This window comes from Treponema sp. B152 (genome assembly GCF_024181665.1).
Classification (GTDB): Bacteria; Spirochaetota; Spirochaetia; order Treponematales; family Treponemataceae; genus Treponema_B; species Treponema_B denticola.
In genome coordinates this window covers 2,395,336-2,415,611 of sequence record NZ_CP058668.1, presented here as the reverse complement: position 1 = coordinate 2,415,611, position 20,276 = coordinate 2,395,336, and the positions used below count along the sequence as shown (strand labels likewise).

19 protein-coding genes are annotated in these 20,276 nt (G+C 39.7%); 6 read left to right on the top strand and 13 right to left on the bottom strand.

Annotation, left to right across the window (positions count from 1 at the left end; translation table 11 throughout):
* Positions 1-136 precede the first annotated feature (136 nt).
* The 3 genes from HYB91_RS11320 to HYB91_RS11310 are packed head-to-tail and all read right to left on the bottom strand — an operon-like array spanning position 137 to position 2,910.
* The gene (locus tag HYB91_RS11320) at positions 137-1,606 is read right to left on the bottom strand and encodes an ABC transporter ATP-binding protein (RefSeq protein WP_002676628.1); all 1,470 of its coding nucleotides are present in this window, start codon (positions 1,604-1,606) and stop codon (positions 137-139) included.
* Positions 1,603-2,307, bottom strand: coding sequence for an energy-coupling factor transporter transmembrane component T family protein (locus HYB91_RS11315; RefSeq protein ID WP_002676629.1), 705 nt, complete (start codon positions 2,305-2,307; stop codon positions 1,603-1,605). The genes HYB91_RS11320 and HYB91_RS11315 overlap by 4 nt, the downstream gene beginning before the upstream one ends.
* Positions 2,308-2,910 carry an MptD family putative ECF transporter S component gene (locus tag HYB91_RS11310; protein ID WP_002676631.1) on the bottom strand — a complete coding sequence of 201 codons (603 nt, stop codon included), beginning with the start codon at positions 2,908-2,910 and terminating at the stop codon, positions 2,308-2,310.
* 243 nt (positions 2,911-3,153) lie between these two features.
* Here HYB91_RS11310 and fusA point away from each other — a divergent pair, with 243 nt between their 5' ends.
* Complete coding sequence (fusA, locus tag HYB91_RS11305) at positions 3,154-5,205, top strand: elongation factor G (protein ID WP_002676632.1); 2,052 nt, start codon at positions 3,154-3,156, stop codon at positions 5,203-5,205.
* 22 nt (positions 5,206-5,227) lie between these two features.
* Here fusA and HYB91_RS11300 read toward each other — a convergent pair whose 3' ends face one another.
* The 9 genes from HYB91_RS11300 to ftcD form a co-directional block, all read right to left on the bottom strand.
* Positions 5,228-5,509 carry a hypothetical protein gene (locus tag HYB91_RS11300; protein ID WP_002676633.1) on the bottom strand — a complete coding sequence of 94 codons (282 nt, stop codon included), beginning with the start codon at positions 5,507-5,509 and terminating at the stop codon, positions 5,228-5,230.
* Between the two features lie 61 nt (positions 5,510-5,570).
* Positions 5,571-6,491: a DUF4299 domain-containing protein gene (locus HYB91_RS11295; RefSeq protein WP_002676635.1), complete on the bottom strand. Its 921-nt coding sequence runs from the start codon at positions 6,489-6,491 to the stop codon at positions 5,571-5,573.
* A 26-nt stretch (positions 6,492-6,517) separates the two neighbouring features.
* Positions 6,518-7,093: an SAP domain-containing protein gene (locus tag HYB91_RS11290; RefSeq protein WP_253719532.1), complete on the bottom strand. Its 576-nt coding sequence runs from the start codon at positions 7,091-7,093 to the stop codon at positions 6,518-6,520.
* Between the two features lie 147 nt (positions 7,094-7,240).
* Positions 7,241-7,507 carry a type II toxin-antitoxin system Phd/YefM family antitoxin gene (locus HYB91_RS13035; RefSeq protein ID WP_002681231.1) on the bottom strand — a complete coding sequence of 89 codons (267 nt, stop codon included), beginning with the start codon at positions 7,505-7,507 and terminating at the stop codon, positions 7,241-7,243.
* 114 nt (positions 7,508-7,621) lie between these two features.
* The gene (rlmJ, locus tag HYB91_RS11280) at positions 7,622-8,461 is read right to left on the bottom strand and encodes a 23S rRNA (adenine(2030)-N(6))-methyltransferase RlmJ (protein WP_253688805.1); all 840 of its coding nucleotides are present in this window, start codon (positions 8,459-8,461) and stop codon (positions 7,622-7,624) included.
* Between the two features lie 3 nt (positions 8,462-8,464).
* A complete protein-coding gene (locus HYB91_RS11275) occupies positions 8,465-9,868 on the bottom strand; it encodes an MATE family efflux transporter (protein WP_002676642.1) in 1,404 nt (467 codons plus the stop codon).
* A gap of 51 nt (positions 9,869-9,919) precedes the next feature.
* The gene (locus HYB91_RS11270) at positions 9,920-10,657 is read right to left on the bottom strand and encodes a potassium channel family protein (protein ID WP_002676643.1); all 738 of its coding nucleotides are present in this window, start codon (positions 10,655-10,657) and stop codon (positions 9,920-9,922) included.
* Between the two features lie 9 nt (positions 10,658-10,666).
* The gene (gyrA, locus tag HYB91_RS11265; protein WP_002666355.1) at positions 10,667-13,114 is read right to left on the bottom strand and encodes a DNA topoisomerase (ATP-hydrolyzing) subunit A; all 2,448 of its coding nucleotides are present in this window, start codon (positions 13,112-13,114) and stop codon (positions 10,667-10,669) included.
* A 186-nt stretch (positions 13,115-13,300) separates the two neighbouring features.
* Entirely contained in the window at positions 13,301-14,200 is a 900-nt protein-coding gene (gene ftcD, locus HYB91_RS11260; RefSeq protein WP_002666354.1) for a glutamate formimidoyltransferase, read from the bottom strand.
* A gap of 195 nt (positions 14,201-14,395) precedes the next feature.
* Between ftcD and HYB91_RS11255 the strand changes: the two genes are divergently transcribed.
* The 5 genes from HYB91_RS11255 (at position 14,396) to HYB91_RS11235 (ending at position 18,965) form a co-directional block, all read left to right on the top strand.
* A complete protein-coding gene (locus HYB91_RS11255) occupies positions 14,396-15,826 on the top strand; it encodes a cysteinylglycinase (RefSeq protein ID WP_002676645.1) in 1,431 nt (476 codons plus the stop codon).
* A gap of 73 nt (positions 15,827-15,899) precedes the next feature.
* Positions 15,900-16,703: a class I SAM-dependent methyltransferase gene (locus HYB91_RS11250; RefSeq protein WP_002676647.1), complete on the top strand. Its 804-nt coding sequence runs from the start codon at positions 15,900-15,902 to the stop codon at positions 16,701-16,703.
* 72 nt (positions 16,704-16,775) lie between these two features.
* Entirely contained in the window at positions 16,776-17,054 is a 279-nt protein-coding gene (locus HYB91_RS11245) for a type II toxin-antitoxin system RelB/DinJ family antitoxin (RefSeq protein ID WP_002676649.1), read from the top strand.
* Positions 17,051-17,332, top strand: coding sequence for a type II toxin-antitoxin system YafQ family toxin (locus tag HYB91_RS11240; RefSeq protein ID WP_002676650.1), 282 nt, complete (start codon positions 17,051-17,053; stop codon positions 17,330-17,332). The genes HYB91_RS11245 and HYB91_RS11240 overlap by 4 nt, the downstream gene beginning before the upstream one ends.
* Before the next feature lie 76 nt (positions 17,333-17,408).
* A complete protein-coding gene (locus HYB91_RS11235) occupies positions 17,409-18,965 on the top strand; it encodes a hypothetical protein (RefSeq protein WP_044909998.1) in 1,557 nt (518 codons plus the stop codon).
* Positions 18,966-19,147: 182 nt separating this feature from the next.
* On the opposite strand, the gene ychF is transcribed toward HYB91_RS11235, so the two are convergent.
* On the bottom strand, positions 19,148-20,254 hold the full coding sequence (gene ychF / locus HYB91_RS11230; protein WP_002666350.1) for a redox-regulated ATPase YchF: 1,107 nt from the start codon (positions 20,252-20,254) through the stop codon (positions 19,148-19,150).
* Between the last annotated feature and the right edge of the window lie 22 nt (positions 20,255-20,276).

Sequence of the window (20,276 nt, the reverse complement as noted above, 5' to 3'; positions counted from 1 at the left end):
ATAGCGTGTGAGCATAACGCATATTAGACCTACTAATATGATATACCAAGATATCAAGTTTTTCAAGCAATAAAAAACATTTTATCTCGCCCTTACAAATGCATATACTGTATTTCAATCCATTATTTCCGTGTTGTTAAAATGTCTCCAGCTGCATTTCAAGTTCATTCTTTTTTTCACCGCACAGTTCTTTGACAATCTTTCCGCCGGATAAAATCAGTACACGCGAACAGATTGTTTTGATAAACTCAATATCATGGGTGATAACGATAACAGTCTTTTTATCGTCAGCCAGCCGCTTGATTATGCGTCCTGCCTCTTGCATGCTTTTAAGATCAAGCCCGCTGGTGGGTTCATCAAAGATAAGGATGTCCTTTCCGCACAGTACACTGACCGCTACTGCAAGCCGCTGCTTTTGCCCGCCGGAAAGGGAAAGCGGATGCCTCTCTTTTAGCCGGTTAAGCGAGAGTTCCGTTAACACTTCATCGATAGCGGGATCCGGCAAATCTTTGATACCTAATCGGCATTCAGCATATACGCTGTCCGTAAAAAGCTGATGACCGACATCCTGCATCACCATATATGAACGCTCTTTCCGCATTTTTCTCGATAGGGGGTTGCCGTCAAAAGATATGCTTCCCACTGCTTCTTGTGTAAGACCGCATAGCGTACGCGCCAATGTCGTTTTCCCCGCTCCATTTTCTCCCGTTATTGCAATAATCTCTCCTCCTGTTGTAGAAAACGAAATATCTTGCAGGACGGATGTATGCCCCAATTTGACGGTAAGATCTTTTACTGCAAAGGTATGCCTGCCGAAAGATACGCTTACATCGGGAGATACATTTACAGTCTCAGCTTTAATATCAGCAAGATTTCTACAGCGCAATTTCATACTTTTTATCTGTACTTCAGGAAGATCAACAAATGTTTTAATATCCATATCATGAGCAATCTTTCCATTTTCCATAAAAATCACCCGGTCAGCTATATCCATCAAATACCATATCCGATGTTCGGCAATGACAATAGTCTTTCCCTGTAATTTGATTTTTTTAATCAGTTCGCTCAGTTCTTTGATAGAATGATAATCCATATTAGACGAAGGTTCATCCAATACAAATATGTCAGGTGCTGCAGCATACACTGAAGCAAACGCGATCTTTTGTTTTTCTCCTCCGGAAAGTTCAAAGATGTTGCGTTCGCGCAAGTTTTGTATCTGTAAATCCTCGGTAACTTTTTCAAGGCGGCTCAGTAATTGCTCCGGAGGAAGGCCTCGGTTTTCCAAACCGAATACGATTTCACTATCAGTATCGGTATTAAAAAACTGTGTTCTTGGATTTTGAAAGACCGTACCGACGCTGTCGGAAAGCTGCGCAATATCCGCTTCCGCACTGTTCATTCCATTTATAATTGCTTCTCCGGAAAATTCACCTTCAAAAAAATGGGGAATTAAACCGTTAATTAACCGAGTCAATGTTGTTTTACCGCAACCTGAACCGCCGCAGAGCAGCACGCATTGCCCTTTCGGGATATGCAGAGATATATCATACAAATTATTTTCTTTTGTTCCCTTATAAGAAAAAGAAATATTCCGTAAAGTAATCAAGGAAGAACCGCTCCTTTTACAGTATTAAAAATGATAAGCACAACAAGACTCGAGTAAAGAAGGAGGAGCAGTGCATCCCTCATCCGGAACCGTATGTTTTCAAGACAGCTCCTCCGTTCAAGATGATCTATTCCCCGAGTAATAGCAGCCTGTGTTATCTCGTCGGATATTTTTGACGCTGACACAAGCATCGGTACATACACATATTCCATTGTCCGTACCGGATGAAAAAGCAATCCTGCAGGAGACGCCGATATGCCCCGCAAGGACATCGCATCTTTGATAAAGCCCCATTCTTCCGACATAGTTGGAAAGTAGCGTAGCGTAATCGATAAGGCTATCGTAAAACCTTTCGGCAGGTGCAAACGGCTGATTGCCGCCAAGAAGGTACTTACCTTTGTTGTCCGGATGAGAAGGCTGCCGAGCATAAAACACGGAATGAGTTTGCGTATGTATACGGCAAACATATAGAGAATGCCGCCTGCCGTTACCGGGAGGTGCGGCACTAGCATCATCGGCAGTGCCAGCAAAATGATAAAGGCCGCGCCGCTTTTAAATGCAAGCCGAATATGTTTTGCCTGTAAGAGCAGCAAAAAGGGGATAAATGTAAAAGCACCTTCTATCAGCGTACTCTCATTCAAAAAAACCGATACACTCGTAATTGCAAGAATGAGTAATTTGGTGCGGGGATCCAAAAACATTTACACAATTCCCGCTTTTTCAAAATGTTTTTTCAGCAATTTTTTTCCAATCATTCCGCCGATTATTGCACACACAACCGTTCCCGCTATCATTGCCGGAACCACCCATCGGTTAGCACCGATTGCGTTAATGACTTCGGCAAAAGATGAAAAGTCTCCTTTTTTGCGCATAAACGCATCAAACTGAGCGGGCATTACTGCCATCGGTATATACGCCCCCATCGGTGCAAGCGCAAAAATACAATACGCCGTAAGGTTTTTCTTAAAAGATTTAAACTCGCCGAAAGATGCAATACTGTCTGCAATAAAACCGAAGATGATAAAAAAGACCGACATCATCCAAAACATTCCGGTAATAAAGAGCAACAATCCTGCTAAAATCCCCAAAATCGAAATTGCACCCCGTTTTGGAATTTTTGCGGTATATAGCATAAAAATACTGCCCGCAAACAATGCGACAATCATCGGCATAAACGGAAACGTAACCGGTGTCATCTGCGCAACACCGCCGATGATAAAAGCAGCCGCAAAATAAACAAGCGAGAAAACGCCGATAGAAATAAAATCCTTGGTCTGTAATGTGTTAGTTTTTTTGTTTTTCATATTCTTCTCATATCAGCTTTAAAAGCCCCTCCCATTAAAAAATAGCAATGCTATTTTCTTTAGTATATACAATTTCTTTTTGATTGTCAAGGTAATAAAAAACTGTTGGGGCGCATATTAATCTTTTTGAGAAATAAATATTTGCAAATTTAATACCGCTGAATTTCTAACAGTTCCCCGATTGTTTTTTTTTGAATTTTTTGCTATTATTTTTGCTTAAATCAGATTTTGGAGAATGTGAAAATGCTTGATAAGATGCGGAACATAGGAATAATGGCTCATATAGACGCGGGAAAAACCACCACAACCGAGCGTATTTTGTTTTATACGGGAAAAATTCATAAGATAGGCGAAATAGATGACGGTCAAGCAACCATGGACTGGATGGCACAAGAACAGGACAGGGGAATCACTATCCAAAGTGCAGCCACCACTACTTATTGGAAAAACTTTCAGATAAATATAATCGACACTCCCGGGCATGTGGACTTTACGGCCGAGGTAGAACGCTCCTTGCGTGTCTTGGACGGAGCCGTTGCAGTCCTCTGTGCAGTCGGAGGAGTTCAGCCCCAGACCGAAACTGTTTGGCATCAGGCAGACCGGTACAAGGTTCCCCGCATTTGCTTTGTAAACAAGATGGACAGAATCGGAGCCGACTTCTTTGCAGTTTTAAAAGACGTACACGAAAAATTCGGCGTTGAAGTAATGCCCGTTCAAATTCCTATCGGAGCAAGCGAGAGCTTTGAAGGCGTCATCGATCTTATTGCAATGAAAGAAATTCACTGGGATGCTGCAACCGAGGGTGAAAAATACGAGTATGCCGAAATAGCCCAAGACCGCCTTGCCTTGGCGGAAGAATGGCGCGAAAAAATGCTCGATACTATTTCTTCAGCCTCGGACGAAATCACCGAGCTCATCCTTGAAGGAAAAGATGTCCCCGAAGAGCTTATCAAAAAAGAAATAAGAAAGGCGGTTTTAAATCAAAGCTATATTCCGTTTTTGTGCGGATCTGCACGAAAAAATATCGGAGTTCAACCCTTAATCGATGCAGTCGTAGACTTTTTGCCCGCCCCCGATGAGGTTCTTCCGGCAGAGGCCTTTAATCCAAAAAAGGAAGAAAAGCTTTCTGTTCCCTGCAAGGTAGAAGGAGCGCCCTTAGGCCTCGTATTTAAAATTCAATATGATAAGGATGCAGGAAGCCTTTGCTATGTCCGAATGTACTCGGGTAAAATCAAATCCGGTGATCAAGTTTTTAATACGGGAAAAAAGAAAAGAGAACGCGTAAACAGAATCCTGCGTATGCATTCAAATAAGTCGGAACAAATGGATTCCGTTCAAGCCGGGGATATTGCCGTTTTTATCGGTTTAAAAGTCTCTCAGACAGGAGATACCCTTGGCTCCGAGGGACAGCCTCTCTTGCTTGAATCCATGCAATTCCCCGAACCTGTTATTTCCGTTTCGGTAGAACCGAAAAGCTTATCGGAAAGCGACCGCTTAAAAGAAGTCTTGGAAATTCTTTCAAAGGAGGATCCGACCTTTACAAGCCGCGAAGACAGCGAAACGGGACAGCTTATAATTTCCGGCATGGGAGAGCTTCATATAGATGTTTTAACCCGCCGAATGTTGGATGACTTTAAGGTAGAAGCCAGAGTCGGAAATCCGCAGGTTACTTACAGGGAATCTATCACTACCGAAAAAACTCAAACCGAAAAATACAGCAAGCAGCTGGGCGGAAAAGACAATGAAGCTGAACTTACCCTTACTGTCCGACCCCTTGAAAGAGGAAGCGGAAACCGATTTATTTCAAAAGTTAAGACCTTCCAAAAGTCCGGTTCGGGCGGCACCAATGCTCTCCCCGAAGAACTTTTAGAAGCCGTTAAGCGTTCTATTGAAGGCTGCTTTAGTTCCGGTATCAAGGTCGGTTATCCTTGTACCGATATTGAGGTAGAACTTGTTTCGGTAAAATACAATGAACTTACAGCAACCCCCTTCGCCTACGAAGCTGCCGCTGCAAAATGCTTTGATGATGCTTGCAGTGCAGCAGACCCCGTGCTCTTGGAGCCCGTGATGGCTGTGGACATTATGAGCCCCAAAGAATTCGTCGGAGATGCCATGAGCCAAATCACTCAGAGGGGAGGCTTAATCTCAAGCATGGATTCAAAGGCAAGTACCGACATTGTACACGCTCAAGCCCCCATGGCAAAGATGTTCGGTTTTTCCACCGACCTCCGTTCAGCCACACAGGGAAGAGCATCCTTTACCATGAGCTTCAGCCATTTTGAAATTAAGCGGTAGAAATTAAAAAAGGCCTTAGGGTTTAAATATTTTTCGACCATATCTTTTTTATCTGCAATTTTCTACGCCCAAAACGGATAATTGCAAAACGCGCAAGTATATTGATAAATAAAAGACCTGCAATTAAAACAAGAGTTTCTACAAGAGGTCTTGCTTGAATAGTTTTAAGGCTTAATAAATTTTCTTGAAATGCAAATAAGCAGGAAGAATATAAATCTAAAAGAATATATTGAGCCCCGAGTAAAACAAGAAAAACAAAACACATATAAAAAGAGAAGACTTTTAACTTTGGTTTATTTGACATTAAAACCTCCTTATATAATTACTACACTTATTATTCTATTATATATATTGTCAAGTTATATTTATTTTAGTATACTCAAAATTTCTTCTTGTGTTAAAGCATCAACTAAAATATACTTAGCATCTATAAATCGATATTTGTCTTTTGACAGGCGTGCTATAAAATCCTGATATTCAATATCTCCTGCGCCTTGATAAGATTCTTCATCATCCGGATCGCCGTTAATAATAACTAGGGATAATTTCCAAGAACTTATATCTTCATCTTTTACTATGTTTATATTCCTGTATTCTACACTCGGCTTATAGGGCAAAATGGTTTCTACTTCTTGGGTTAAAGTATAAAGCCCAATAATTTTTTTTGTAGCATTATCCTCAAAAAACATCTGATTTGCTGAAAAAGCATCTAAATACTGAATATCTTTAAAGAATTTACTAAATGCTTCTATTGGATTTTCAGAATTTAAAAATCCTTCGACAATCGTATGGTTAATAACTACTTCGCGGAAAATTCCAAAACTGATGTATTCATCCGTATCTTTATTTTCAAAATAAGATTTTATTCCGAATAAGATATCCTCGGTATAATTAAATTGATCAATATCCTCGACTGTAAAATGTTCCCCTCTTTCACTGACAATATCACTCCCTAACTTCCGGGCTAAATCTTTAATATAGGTGAGAGCAATTTGCCAATCTTCATTTGTGCTTGGCGTGAAAACTCTCACAACATACTGATTAAACTCCTTTGCAAAAGAGAGCTCAAACCCGCGAGAGCTTTCCCCATATACCCCGCATAGCAAACATTCATAATCGGCAACAGACGAGTTATAGAATTTTTCTAAATCGAAATTATTTTGTGTTTCATCAAAAGCAAATTGCTCTATCTTTTGTGAAGAAAACCCTAAACATTCTTTTACGGTCATGGGTGTTTTACTTTTAAAAAAAGTTTTTTTGTTGTTAATATAAAATGATACGCTCATAATGTCCTCCATCGTATCTGACAAATTTATTTATGGATGTTTATTTTTTTCCATGTTATATAATCTTTTTTTACCTTCATATCTTTTAGCATAGTCCATGCTTCCAAAGCGTCTTTTCTTGTTGCATTTTTTTCATTTGCCAGATAATCGCTTATAAAGTTATTAAATTTACAGGATGGAATTTGCGGAAGCTTTTCTTCAGTTTTATTTAATCGAATATATTCGCAAACGACATCATTATAAGTTATTTTTTCGCCATTAGAAAGCTTATTTTCAATCCAACGATTAAGCCAATATTTTGCGCCTGATTTCGGTTTTAATCCCAGAACTCGTTTATCCATTTCACTATTGATGAATTCCCATGTTTCTTTTTTGTTTCTAAAATTTTTAACATAACTATGATTATTCAATATGTCTATATTCCGGTTTTTAATCCGAAAACTATTCTTTTTATTTACCGTTCCGATTTCCAAAAATTGAATAATCATGTCTTCAAGCTGATCCTTTCGTGTTCTTGAATCAAAAGGAATTTCAAGCGACTTTGCTAGTGCTTTGAGTTCACTCATATACCAATATTTATTCTCAAATTCTTTTATTGTCATAGAATCTTTTGCTTATGTGCAGTAATTATTGTGTAACTGTATGCATTAACGGTTATAATAATTTTCCATAATCACGTTTTGCATAAAATATATGCATTATAGTAACTATTTTTTTATTATCATCTTGCCTTATCAGTGATTTGAACATTATAAATCATATCGACTTTTTATTTCCTCTATAGCCTCATCAATACCGGAAACCCTGCCGTTTTGTAAATCCATTTCTGCTTCTTCCAAATTACCATAAAGATTATTAAAAAAAGCATTTCCTTCATATGTTTCCATACTCATAATAACCATATCACCATAGCCATTTTTTGTTATAAAAATCGGCTCATTTGTTTTATGACAAAGATTTGAAATCGCACTCGTATTTTTTAAGTCGCGAATTGGTACTATTTGCGGTATAAACACCTCCTAAAGGTATCATTATACCATAATGATACCTTTATGCCTATAGTAAATACTTTTTTATTTCACTATGAATTTTCACATAATCATAGGCAAAAACCTAAACCTTATGGTTCTTCAATCTAACCCGGCACTTACTTTCTCAACATACTCACAAATTTCTTTCAGTTTTTCTTCCAAACCCCATGGCGGATTTGTGATTAAAAGGCCTGAGCCTTGTAAGCCGTATTCATTTTCAGAGTCTATCTTGTTTGAAAAATGCTTGACTTCAATGTTTAATACTTTATTGTTCATGGCCTTGCTGATTCGGTCTTTTAAATTTCGGCACTCTTCGGTTTTGTGATTCAATATAGGGTACCAAATTATAAAGATGCCTATAGGCCATTTTTTACAGACCTTTTCGACAGACTCTGCAATCGCTGTATAATCAGAATCGACTTCGTAGCTGGGATCAAACAAGGCAAAGCCCCGGATAGGAAGAGGAGGTGTAAGTGCTCTGACAGCCTCATAGCAATCTCGTTTATGCACATGAACATTTTCTACACGCTTATACAGTTCTTTTAATTTTTCAGCTTCGGCAGAATGTAGATCGCATAAAATCAAATTGGATTCTTTTTGTAAAAATGAACGGATGATTTCTGGAGAGCCGGCATAAGAGGAATTTTCATCATAGTTTTTTAGGCAAAAATCCAAATAGGCTTTAAAGCCTTCAGGTATCGGAAGAGGCAGTTTTTCTTTTTTATATAAATCTAAAAAGCGGATTATCCCCTCTTCCGCTTCGCCGGTCTTTAAACTCCATTCGCTTAAAAGATTATAGGAAGCACTTCCTGCATTTAAATCAAAGGCCGTAAATGGTTTTTGCTTTTGGGTGTAGAGTTTTAAAAAAGAAAAGAGAGCCGAGTGCTTAAAAACATCGGCCTGATTTCCCGCATGAAAGCCGTGACGATAACTCAGCAAATTTTAAACCCTCTTATTACACCAGGCCCCTTTGCGGTAGTGATATAGAATAACCATAAATTCGGCTGCCTCCGAAAAAATATAAGAGGTCCAAACGGCAAATAAGGGAAGATGTAAAATATTTACAACTAAAAATAAAAACGGGATTTGTACAAACCAGCGAGAACCCAAGGTAGAGTAAAGTATGGGCCTTGTATGACCTGAACCTGAAAAAACCACAGCGAGTCCCAATCCCATAGATAAAATTATAAAGGACGGATAAAATATTCGCAGCATTAAACTACCCTGCAAAAGCATCGACGGATCATTTGGGAAGAAAAACCGCAAAAAAGTTTGAGGCGTTCCCATAATTATGACTGCAAAAATTCCTACTACAGAGGCTGACATAAAAGCATTTATCTTAGAAGTAAGCTTTGCTTCCTTAACATTATCTCGGCCAAGGCTTTGCCCCACCAAAGTTGCACCTCCCATATTGAAACCGAAAATAGGCATAAAGGCAAACTGTGAAAGCTTTCCGCCGACACCTGCAAGAGCAACTGCATCGGCACCGTAAACTGTTACGAATTTCATAATCGTTACTTGAGCAAAGCTGCGGACAAGTGAGTTAATTCCTGAAGGAAGACCTATGAGTAAAAGGTCGGTATCTATTTTTTTGTCGAGTTTAAAAAGACCTCTAAAGCTTATTTTTACTTTGCGCCTTCCGCTTAAGAGAATCAAAAATCCGTATAAGAAACTTATAGTTCGGGCTGTTACCGTTGCAAGGGCTGCACCAAAAACACCCATACCTAAGCCCGGGATATTTGTTCCGGGAATTATATCGAACATAAAAACAGGATCTAAAACCAAGTTTATGATGGTTGATATTATCATAATATGCAAGGGAGTTTTTGCATCTCCGGTACATCTAAAAATCGTATTTACCGAATATGAAGAAAACATTACAGGAATAAAAAAGATTCTCAGCCATCCGTATTCCAAAGCGGAATTTAAAACTTCTTGATCCGGAAGAAAAAACCATAAAATCGGTTTTAAAAAAAGAGCCAAAAGGGAGCCCGATATTACTGCAAGCACAACCTTAAAGCTGATAGTTTGTTCGGCAATACGCTGAGTCTTTTCCATATCGCCTCGGCCGTAGTTTTGCGAAATCATCGACACGGAACTGGCCCCTGCGACTTCATTTAAAATGGTAAAAAGCATGTATATGGAAGAAAAGAGGGTAACACCTGAAAGAGCCGTCTTAGATATCTGTCCTACCCAAACCATATCGACAATGTCATAAAAGTTTTGCAAGCCTGCAGAAATCATCGTAGGATAAGCCAGCTTCCATAAATTTTTTGATATTTTTTTAGGTTTTAATTGAAGACCGGTTTCATCACAAACACACTTTGAGCAGGATAGATTCTCCATAATAGCACACTCTCCTTTAGGCTTTTAAATCGGCAATCTCCCAATTATCAATTATACTTTTTTTGAAGAAAAAAGATTTTTAAAGATTGACGGTTTTATATCTCCATCTTTTTTTAAATTATTTTTTAGGCTTATCTTACCGCCGGAAAAATTATAGATGTGTTCTTCAGAGGCAACAACTAAAAGAACATCATCATCTTCAAATTTATACTCAGGGTCATCCATAAAGATAAAGTCTTCGCTTTCTTTTTTTCGGCGGGCTATGATGTTTACGCTCATATCTTTTCGGATATTGGATTCGGCGAGGCTTTTACCGACATATCTTGCTTCTATTCCGACTTCGGCAAGGGCAAGGTTTTTTGAAATAGGCATAAATTTAAGAAGGAGGTCGGCAGCTAAAATAGGGGTTGTTCTTTTGGCTGCTTCACTGTCGGGATAAATTATTCTGGTGGCTCCGACGGTTTTTAAAAGTCTTCCGTGTTCATCGGATTGGGCTCGTACAACAATGTTTGCAATGCCTAAATTTTTTAAGATGGTCGTGCTGATTACTGAAAGCTCTACCTTGCGGCCGAAGTCTACGATTACCGTATCCACCTTGGAGGGAAGAATTTTGCGTACTGAAAGCTCGCTTATTTCTTCAAGTACAATTGCAGAAGAAGCTTTAGATTTATACATTTCAATAAGGTCTTTATTTTGCTCAATGATTATAACCTCAGCCCCGATTTTTATAAGCTCATCCAGCATTCGTACCCCGAAGGTACCCAATCCCATAATCGCAAATTTTTTCATAAACTTTACCTATTCTTCATCGCGGGCAACAACATCAAGCCCTATAAGCATATCGGGGCTTTCAATATCTAATATTCTTACACCCTGTGCAGACCTTCCCATAGTGCCGACAGAGTCTACGCTTATGCGGATTGTTTTTCCTTGGCCCGTTATGCAGACAACTTCATCGTCATCAAAGACGGTAAGAAGCCCTACAACCTCTCCCGTTTTTTCAGAGAGGGTATAGATACGCTGTCCTCCGGTTCCCCTTCCATGAGCTGAAAATTCGGAAAACTCCACGCGCTTACCGTAGCCGTTTTCGGTCATAACAAGCATTTTTTGATTTTCCGTTACTCGGAGTGCGCCTGTAAGCTCATCCTCGGAAGAAAGCTTTATTCCGGTAACACCTCGCGACGAACGCCCTTGAGAGCGGATGTCCTCTTCGCTTGTGCGGAGGGCCTGACCTCGGCGGGTAATCAGCATGATTTCGTCCTTGCCGCCTGTAAGAATTGCACTTACAAGTTTATCGCCCTCATCGAGTTTTATCGCTATGATTCCGCGGGTTTTTGCATTTGCAAAATTATCGGTTGTTACTTTTTTTACAACACCGCCTGCTGTTGCCATCAAAAGATAGGTCTTATCGTCGAATTCTTTTAAGGAAACAACGGCCGTAATTTCTTCATCGGAAGAAACGGAAAGAAGGGATTTTATGTGAGAGCCGCGGCTTGTTCTGCTTGCTTCCTGTATTTCATGCACCTTTAACCAGTAAGCCTTTCCCGCATTTGTGATAAACATAATATAGTCATGGGTTGAGGCCGTAAAAATCTGATCCAAAAAGTCATCTTCGGCAAGGTTTACGGAATTGGAACCCTTGCCGCCTCTATTTTGGCTCTTATAGGCTGTGGCAGGAATACGCTTAATATATCCGAGGTGAGAAATTAAAATAACCATCTCTTCTTTTTTGATAAGGTCTTCGATATTCAGCTCTTCAACCTCATCGGCTACTATATCGGTTTTGCGTTCATCTCCGAACTTTTCGGCTATCTCGTTAGTTTCTTCCTTTATTAAGGCTAAAATCTTTTCGGGATGGGCAAGGAGGTCCTTTAAGTGAGCGATTAGAACCTGTAATTCCTGTAACTCTTTTCGGAGGTCTTCAATTTCCAAGCTGGTTAAACGCTTTAGCTGCATATCGACTATGGCCTGAGCTTGAACATCATCAAAGCCAAACCTTTCCATCAAGTTGTTTTTTGCCGTTTGCGTATCGCGGGATGCCCTTATTATTTTGATAACTTCATCTATATTGTCGATGGCGACGATGAGGGCTTCCAAGATATGAGCTCTTTCTTCCGCCTTACGCAAATCGAATTTTGTTCTGCGGGTAACGACATCGACTCTGTGCTCAACAAAGTATTTTACAAGAAGTTTTAAGTTGAGGGTTTCAGGTCTTCCGTTTACAAGAGCGAGGTTTATAACTCCGAAAGAAGATTGAAGGGCAGTCTTTGCAAAAAGCTGGTTTAAAACAACCTTTGTAATAGCCCCCCTCTTTAGCTCTATAACAACTCGCAAGCCTGTTCTATCCGAAGTTTCATCGTTTACGTTTGCGATTCCGTCTATAATTTTTTCGCGGGCCAGTTCCCCGATACGGGATACAAGGGTGGTCGTGTTTACCTGATAGGGTACTTCGGTAAAGACTATTGTTTCTTTTCCTTTTTTATCGACCTCGATTGTAAATTTACCGCGCACCAAGATTTTCCCGCGGCCTGTCTTAAAGGCTTGTTTTATTCCCTTTCGTCCGTAGATAACTCCGCCTGTCGGGAAGTCGGGGCCCTTCATATATTTACAAAGCTCGTCTATTTCGATTTCGGGATTATCTATGTAGGCTGAAACCGCATCGGCTATTTCGCGTAAGTTATGGGGCGGCATATTGGTTGCCATACCGACAGCAATTCCGCTTGAACCGTTTGCAAGCAAGAAGGGGAATTTAGCCGGAAGAACAGTCGGCTCCTTTGTAGAATCGTCAAAGTTCGGAATAAAATCGACTGTTTCTTTTTTTATGTCCTCGACCATGGTTTCGGCGATTTTGGCCATCTTAGCTTCCGTGTATCGGTAAGCTGCGGGCGGGTCGCCTCCTATGGTTCCGAAGTTTCCTTGGGGATAAATAACCGGATAGCGGAGAGAGAAGTCCTGTCCAAGGCGGACGAGGGCATCATAGACCGAAGCGTCGCCGTGCGGGTGGTAACTTCCTAATACATCACCAACAATCTTAGCACACTTTCGGGTAGGGCCTGAACTGCGTAAGCCCTTTTCTTCCATCGAATAAAGGATACGCCTGTGAACGGGCTTTAGACCGTCCCTTACATCGGGCAGGGCTCGGCTTACGATAACTGACATTGAATAATCTATGTAGGCTCTTTTTACTTCATTTTCGATAGGAATCGGAATTACGGCTCCGCCTTCCTTAGTTTGTATCTCTTCCACGCATTATACTCCTAAATTCGAGGCATTTTAGCATAAAAAAGGGGCTTGGTCAAGGAATGGAGAAAATTCAAATATCTGGCAAACCGGAAAAGCGCCACTAGCCGCAAGAATAAAGCAGCATAAAATAAAAAAACAGATTACCGAGCACTCCCGATAATCTGTTTTTTAAAGATTCTTATATCAAATCTATTCGAGTAATCTTGCTTCAATTATTTGGCTGAATTCAAAGTTTTCGATTTGAAGATAATAAGAAGCAACATCCATTAAGGCGGCCATCGGGGTAAGGCCGACAATTTCGGTACCGACGACATTTACGCCGTAGCGTTTTGCTTCCATTTTTACCATTTCATAAGATTGATAAAGAGAAGTTTTTGTGTAGTCGGTCATGTTCATTGAAACTTGAACAATCCCGCGCTCTGTAAGATCTACGCCCATTGCTTTTACAAAGCGCAAGCCTCCGCCTATGTACCTAACTTTTTTTGCAATCTTGTCTGCGATTGAAAGATCGTTTGTGGCCAAGTTCACGTTAAAGGCAACGAGGGGCATTCGGCAGCCTACAGCCGTAACACCTGCAGAAGGATGAATTTCCGTTCCGCCGAAGTCGGGTTTCCATTCGGGCTGCTTTACCTTTTCAGCCATGCCTTCAAATTGTCCTTTTCGGATATTGGAAAGGTTTTCACGTGCAGGGGAAGATGCCGATTTTTCGTATAAAAATACGGGTATCTTGTGCTGCTCCCAGATAAGTTTTCCAACCTCTTTGGATAATTCGATACATTCTTCCATTGTGGAATTTTTAATCGGAATAAAGGGGACAACATCGGTAGCTCCCATTCTGGGGTGGGCTCCCTCATGCTTGCGTAAGTCAATGAGACTAGCGGCTATTCCGATAGCTTCTACTACGGTTTTTTTAAGTTCTTCGGGTTCACCGATTACGGTTACAACAGAGCGGTTATGATCCTTGTCGGATTCGTAATCAAGCAGTTTTACATTTTCTTTTCCGCGGAAGGGGGCTATAATCTTTTCCAAAACTTCAGGATCGCGGCCGTTACTAAAGTTGGGAACACATTCAATTATTTTGTTCATCATAAAAAACTCCTAAGACCTTCAACGTCTTTCACAAGTGTAACATAAAAAAAAGTCTTAGACAAGATAATAAGAATGGTTTATAATAAATATTGTATAGTGCATTTAGTATCCCTGTTGTACCTTGCCGTTAATCAATAAAAGATGTATACTCTAATTGTAAAGTAAACATAACTTTAATACAATTTCGGAGGAACTATGAAATTTAATATTGCAAAAAAAGGCGGTCTAGCTGCCCAGTTGGTTTTTGAAGACAAACTAGAAGGCAGCTATCTTAATCATTTGAAGGAAAAAGAATTATTTTCCGGAAAGGCGGAAGAGGTTTATTATACTCTCGACTCCAATCTTAAAGCCCAGCTTTTTATCGGTCTGGGTAAAGAAGAAAAAATTGACTTGGAAGTTTTAAGAAAAACCTTTTTTAAGGCAGCAAGTGAGCTTTTAAAGAACAAGGTAGAAGAAGTCGAGCTCAATATTCCTAAGCTTAACAATCTATGTAATTATAAGACGGCTGAGGCTATTGCAGAAGGTATGCTCCATGCCACCTACAAATATGATAAGTTTAAAAGCGATCGTAAAGAACAAACCGAAATTACGGTCAATTATAATCCCGAAAAAGGCAAGGAAGACAGAGCCGAAAAAGGTATAAACGAAGCCGTCAAGCTCATGGAAGCGGTTTTCTTAACCAGAGACTTGGTAAACCAGCCGGCAAATGTAATCTATCCTGAAACTCTGGCTAAAATTGCCAAAGAAAAACTTGAAGCTAAGGGTGTCAAGGTTACAGTCCACGGCAAAAAAGAAATTGAAGCCCTCAAAATGGAAGCCTTCCTCAACGTAGCCAGAGCAAGCACCAAGGAACCCAAACTCATCGTTATGGAATACTACAATAATCCCGGCTCCAATGAAAAAATCGCTCTTGTAGGTAAGGGCTTAACCTATGACAGCGGCGGATACGCCATTAAACCTGCTACAAGCATGGTTGATATGTTCACGGATATGGGTGGCTCAGGTACGGTCATCGGAGCAATGTATGCACTGGCCGACCTCAAAGCAAAGGTAAACGTTGTCGCTGTTGTTGCTTCTTGCGAAAACATGATTTCGGGAGACGGCTACAGAAACGGCGATATTATCGGTTCAATGAGCGGTAAAACCATCGAAATCATTAACACCGATGCCGAGGGTAGATTAACCTTAGCCGATGCCGTTTATTACGCTACCAATAATTTGGGAGCTACAAAGCTGATTGACCTTGCAACCCTCACCGGCGCTTGTGTATCGGCTCTTGGAGAACAGGTCAGCGGCGCAGTTACAAACAATGATGAGTTCTTTTCAGAACTTGTCAAGGCAAATGAAAGAGCCGGCGAACTTGTCTGGAGAATGCCCACTATCGAGTATTATAAAAAAATGAACGAATCGAAAGTAGCAGATCTAAAAAATTCAGGCGGAAAATTAGGCGGAATGATGACGGCCGGTCTCTTTGTCGGTTCCTTCCTTGCAAAAGAAGATATCCCGTGGATTCATATTGATATTGCCGGAACTGCCTACATTACCGAAAAATTCGGCTACCTAAAAGAAAACGCCACAGGAACACTCGTAAAGAGTCTTTACTATATGCTAAGCAAAGAAGCTTAAACAGCTTTTACTCATGCCGCAGGGAAGTATATATCTTTCCTGCGGTTATTTTTTATATAAGGAGAATTATGGTATGAGTACAAAAAATTTACTTGATGGTGTAGAAGATACATTATATATCCCGCTTGCAGCAAGAATATATGCATCCGAAAAATTCCCTAAATTTTTCTATGATGAAAAAGCATTGTCATTAAAACAATATATACCGACGGATAACATAGAGAAGAATACTACCGAATATTTTTATATGGCCAGTGTTTGCAGACAACAAACAATCGATAAAAAGATAATAAAATTTCTTGAAGAAAATGTTCAAAGCAATGTAGTGTTTTTAGGAGCCGGCTTGGAAACTGCCTATAATCGTATTAATAATGTTAAATCTAACTTTTATCAAATAGACTTACCTAACGTTATAGATACCAGAAAAAAAGTACTAGGAAATGCAGGTAATGAAAAACTGCTCTCGGGGGATATGTTTACTCTTGATTGGGTAAAAGAAATAGATACTTCATTGCCGACTATGATTGTTGTTTCGGGAGTATATCAGTACTTCGATGAAGGTAAAATTATAGAGATGATAAAAAAAATGAAGTCTTTAATTCTTAAAGGAGAATTGGTATTTGACGCAACAAATTCTACCGGATTAAAATTAGCTAATAAATATGTTCAAAAGACCGGTAATGTTAATGCTAAGATGTATTTTAGTGTCGATAACCCAAAGGAATTTGCAAATATTACTAATACAAAGCTTATAGATGTCGATGGATTTTTTGATGGAGCATTAAAACATTGTGAGGGATTAAAATTCCTAACTCGAATATATATGTATTTCGCCGATAAATTGCACAGAACATTGGTTGTTCACTTAAAATTTTAAGCATAAATACTTGCAAATGTACTATAAATATACTATATTTATAGTATAAATCTCATGTTAGGAGAGATACTAATGTCCACTGCAGTATTACAAACGCGAGTTGATAGTCAAATAAAAAAAGAAGCTGATGATCTTTTTAATGCATTAGGTATTGATACAACAACTGCAATTCGATTATTTTTAAAGCAAGCTATAAATCAGCAAAAAATTCCTTTTGAAATTCTGCCTCCACAAAAAGAATTTTCACCATCTGTTTTAGCCGCGATAAAAGAAGCAAGACAAATCAGTTGTGATGCTTCGGTTAAACAGTATAAAACTGCAAAAGAATTGCTTGCGGATTGTGAAGTATGATATATCAATTAAAGAAAACATCTCAGTTTAAAGCAAGTGTCAAATTGGCAAAGAAAAGAGGTTTGAATATTAATCTTCTTGAAGGTATCATAGAAAAATTAAGGACAGATACGCCGCTTGGGGTAAAACATAAAAATCACCAACTTTCAGGACAGTTTAAAGGTATTTGGGAGTGTCACATACAACCTGATTGGTTATTATTATATTTAAAAGAAGAAAACAATTTAGTTATGACTCTTGTTGATACGGGAACACATAGCGATATTTTTAAGAAATAAGCATTTCCAAATTTATGTATATCTTGATAAATCTCATCTCTTTGAAAATTTGTCTCAAATAGTATATAATGCAACTATGAATCAGGATAGAGTTAAAGAAATTTTGCTTGAGACGGCGGATACGGAGCTTGAGTTTTCTGTTGTTTTTACGGGAAAAAGCAGCAAAAAGGTAAACGGGCTTTATAAGCCGGACACGCACGAAATTATTCTTCATAATAAGAATTTTGCAAATGATAATGAGCTTATTTACACGGCTGTACATGAATATACTCATCACAAGCAGTGTGAAAAAGAGGGCGGTTTTTATTCAACACGGGTACACAGCCCCAAGTTTTGGACACTCTTTCACAGCCTTTTGGCTGAGGCCGAAAAAAAAGGCTTTTATAAAATCACTCTTGAGGAGTCGCCCGAACTTTTAGAATTAACCGATGAAATCAGACAAGTTATAATGGTAGAAGATGGTAAACTTATGAAAGAGCTAGGCCGCCTGCTTGGAAAAGCTCGGCCCCTTTGTAAAAAAGCCGGCGTAAGATATGAGGATTATGTCGATAGGGTGCTCTGTCTTCCTAGGGCATCCGCAACTGCTATTGAAAAAATCAGTGCCTACAATGTAAACCCTGCCATCGGGTATGAGGCGATGAAGTTTGTGGCCAATATAGGCAATGCGGAAAAAAGGGCTGAGGCAGAAGAAATGTTTTTAAATAAGACAAGCCCTGCAACAGTCCGGGGCACGATTTCTAAAAAGAAAGAAGAAGATCCGCGGCGCACCTTAGAAAAAGAAAAACGGCGTTTGGAAAAAACCATTTTAAGCCTTCAGGCTCGGCTTGAAACCGTCGAAAGCCGGCTTGCCAATATGCCGATCAGTCCCTTTATAATTGCAGTGATATTTTCTATCTTTATGTCCCTGCCTACGATTGGACAAAACTCTAATCCGATTCCTATTCCGCCCGTTCCTCCTATCCCCGGTATGCCTGAAATCCCTAAACCGAATACAATAAACCCTGTGCTCCCTCAGGTTCCGGCTGCCCCGGAATTTTTAAAAACAACCAATCAGCCTAAGACTGAAAAAATCGTAACAAGAAAAAAAATAAGCCCTGCCGAAATGATAGAACGCTTAAACTCAAGCCAAGGCGGTGCTTTTGCAAAACGGTTGATGAGCACCCTCATCGAAAATGACGATCAGGGCTTTGATGTTCTAAATAAAATTATTGAGGAACTTTCAAAGGAAGATTTGCAAGGATTCCCCATTCAAACAGTAGACTCCAAAAATAAAAAAAACGTTTTAATAAAGAATTTTAATTTTAACGGAAAAAATATGTTGGAAGAATTCGGCTCCTTTGCTGTGTCCGGCATAACGGCCGATAAAAGTTTTTTTATGGCAGCAGAATCAAAGGCTGCGGCAGCGGGCCAAAAAAACGGAGAGCGGTTGTATATTTTTGCAAAACGGAACATAGCCGGAACCTACAAGCTCTTTGTAGAAATAGACCAAGACACCAAAAATCACAGCTCATTATTTTTTAAGTTTTTTAAAAACTCTCCCTTTGATGCAAAGCTTGACCAAAATATTTTATTTTCTCAAATAAAGACCGATAGACTTGATTTGGATGCGGTTTTTGACCTAACCGCAGAGTAAGGGTAAACTATACAAACATAAACTTATGTAAAAAAATAAAATGGAGAAAAAAAAGAAGACTCACTCAAAAGGAGGATAATGAGCGAGTCTAGTGAAAAACAGTGTGTATCGTTTGTGTGTGGCTTGAGTATACTTAAAACGGATAAAAATGTCAAGTATTTTTATTCAAAAATATCTAAAATTTAAACATTAAATTTAAAGAACATAATATCACCGTCATTTACTACATAGGCTTTTCCTTCTTGACGGTAACGCCCTGCTTCCTTTATCTTTTGTTCACTTCCGTATTTTACAAAGTCATCAAAGCTGTATACTTCCGCCTTTATAAAACCCTTTTCAAAGTCGGTATGTATAACTCCGGCAGCCTTTGGAGCCGTATCCCCGGCATGGATTGTCCATGCGCGGCACTCATCTTCTCCGGCCGTAAAAAAGGTTCTAAGCCCGATTAAGTGATAGGCTGCCCTCGCAAGCTGTGAAAGGCCCGATTCTTCCAAGCCTACCTCTGCTAAAAAGCTTAGGCGTTCTTCTTCACTTTCTAGGTCGGCTAATTCGGCTTCAAACTTTCCGCAAATTACAACGGTATCTGCCCCCTCGGATTCTGCAATCTTTTTAACCGCCGCTATATAGGGATTGCTGTCTTGGGCACCTGTTTCATCTACATTGCAAACATACATTTGAGGCTTCATTGTAATTAGATGGGTGTCGTAGATTGCGGCTCTTTCGTCATCGGTCAAGTCGGCAAGGCGTGCTCCCTTTCCTTCCTGCAGAAGAGGACGAATTTTTTCGATAGCCCGCATTACGACAGCAGCTTCTTTTTGAGCTTCCTTACCCATGCGGCTCGCCTTTTCGGCACGCTCAGCTCTTTTATCCAAACTTGCAAGATCGGCAAGAGCGAGCTCGATATTTATCGTTTCAATATCGGAAGCCGGATCTATTTTCCCTGAAACATGGACAATATCATCATTATCAAAACAGCGCACAACGTGGGCAATAACGCCGACTTCTCTGATATGGGACAAAAACTGATTCCCTAAACCCTCTCCCTTTGAAGCTCCTTTTACAAGACCTGCAATATCCACAAATTCTACGGTTGCAGGAATTACCTTTTTGGGATTAAAATGTTCAGCCAGTTTTTTTAAACGGGCATCGGGTAAACTTACAATTCCTACATTGGGGTTTATTGTACAAAACGGATAATTAGCAGCCTCAGCCGGCGCACTTGTAAGAGCCGAAAATATAGTCGATTTTCCTACATTGGGTAAACCCACAATTCCGCAATTTATAGCCATATCTCTTCCTCCATAAAAACTT

What these genes read in the sequence shown, in the direction of transcription:
- ychF (WP_002666350.1), bottom strand. Translation starts at nt 20,254, where the DNA reads ATGGCTATAAATTGCGGAATTGTGGGTTTACCCAATGTAGGAAAATCG.
- HYB91_RS11270 (WP_002676643.1), bottom strand. Translation starts at nt 10,657, where the DNA reads ATGAAAAAATTTGCGATTATGGGATTGGGTACCTTCGGGGTACGAATG.
- HYB91_RS11245 (WP_002676649.1), top strand. Translation starts at nt 16,776, where the DNA reads ATGTCCACTGCAGTATTACAAACGCGAGTTGATAGTCAAATAAAAAAA.
- HYB91_RS11290 (WP_253719532.1), bottom strand. Translation starts at nt 7,093, where the DNA reads ATGACAATAAAAGAATTTGAGAATAAATATTGGTATATGAGTGAACTC.
- HYB91_RS11300 (WP_002676633.1), bottom strand. Translation starts at nt 5,509, where the DNA reads ATGTCAAATAAACCAAAGTTAAAAGTCTTCTCTTTTTATATGTGTTTT.
- HYB91_RS11315 (WP_002676629.1), bottom strand. Translation starts at nt 2,307, where the DNA reads ATGTTTTTGGATCCCCGCACCAAATTACTCATTCTTGCAATTACGAGT.
- fusA (WP_002676632.1), top strand. Translation starts at nt 3,154, where the DNA reads ATGCTTGATAAGATGCGGAACATAGGAATAATGGCTCATATAGACGCG.
- HYB91_RS11255 (WP_002676645.1), top strand. Translation starts at nt 14,396, where the DNA reads ATGAAATTTAATATTGCAAAAAAAGGCGGTCTAGCTGCCCAGTTGGTT.
- ftcD (WP_002666354.1), bottom strand. Translation starts at nt 14,200, where the DNA reads ATGATGAACAAAATAATTGAATGTGTTCCCAACTTTAGTAACGGCCGC.
- HYB91_RS11240 (WP_002676650.1), top strand. Translation starts at nt 17,051, where the DNA reads ATGATATATCAATTAAAGAAAACATCTCAGTTTAAAGCAAGTGTCAAA.
- HYB91_RS11275 (WP_002676642.1), bottom strand. Translation starts at nt 9,868, where the DNA reads ATGGAGAATCTATCCTGCTCAAAGTGTGTTTGTGATGAAACCGGTCTT.
- HYB91_RS11250 (WP_002676647.1), top strand. Translation starts at nt 15,900, where the DNA reads ATGAGTACAAAAAATTTACTTGATGGTGTAGAAGATACATTATATATC.
- HYB91_RS11295 (WP_002676635.1), bottom strand. Translation starts at nt 6,491, where the DNA reads ATGAGCGTATCATTTTATATTAACAACAAAAAAACTTTTTTTAAAAGT.
- HYB91_RS11235 (WP_044909998.1), top strand. Translation starts at nt 17,409, where the DNA reads ATGAATCAGGATAGAGTTAAAGAAATTTTGCTTGAGACGGCGGATACG.
- HYB91_RS11310 (WP_002676631.1), bottom strand. Translation starts at nt 2,910, where the DNA reads ATGAAAAACAAAAAAACTAACACATTACAGACCAAGGATTTTATTTCT.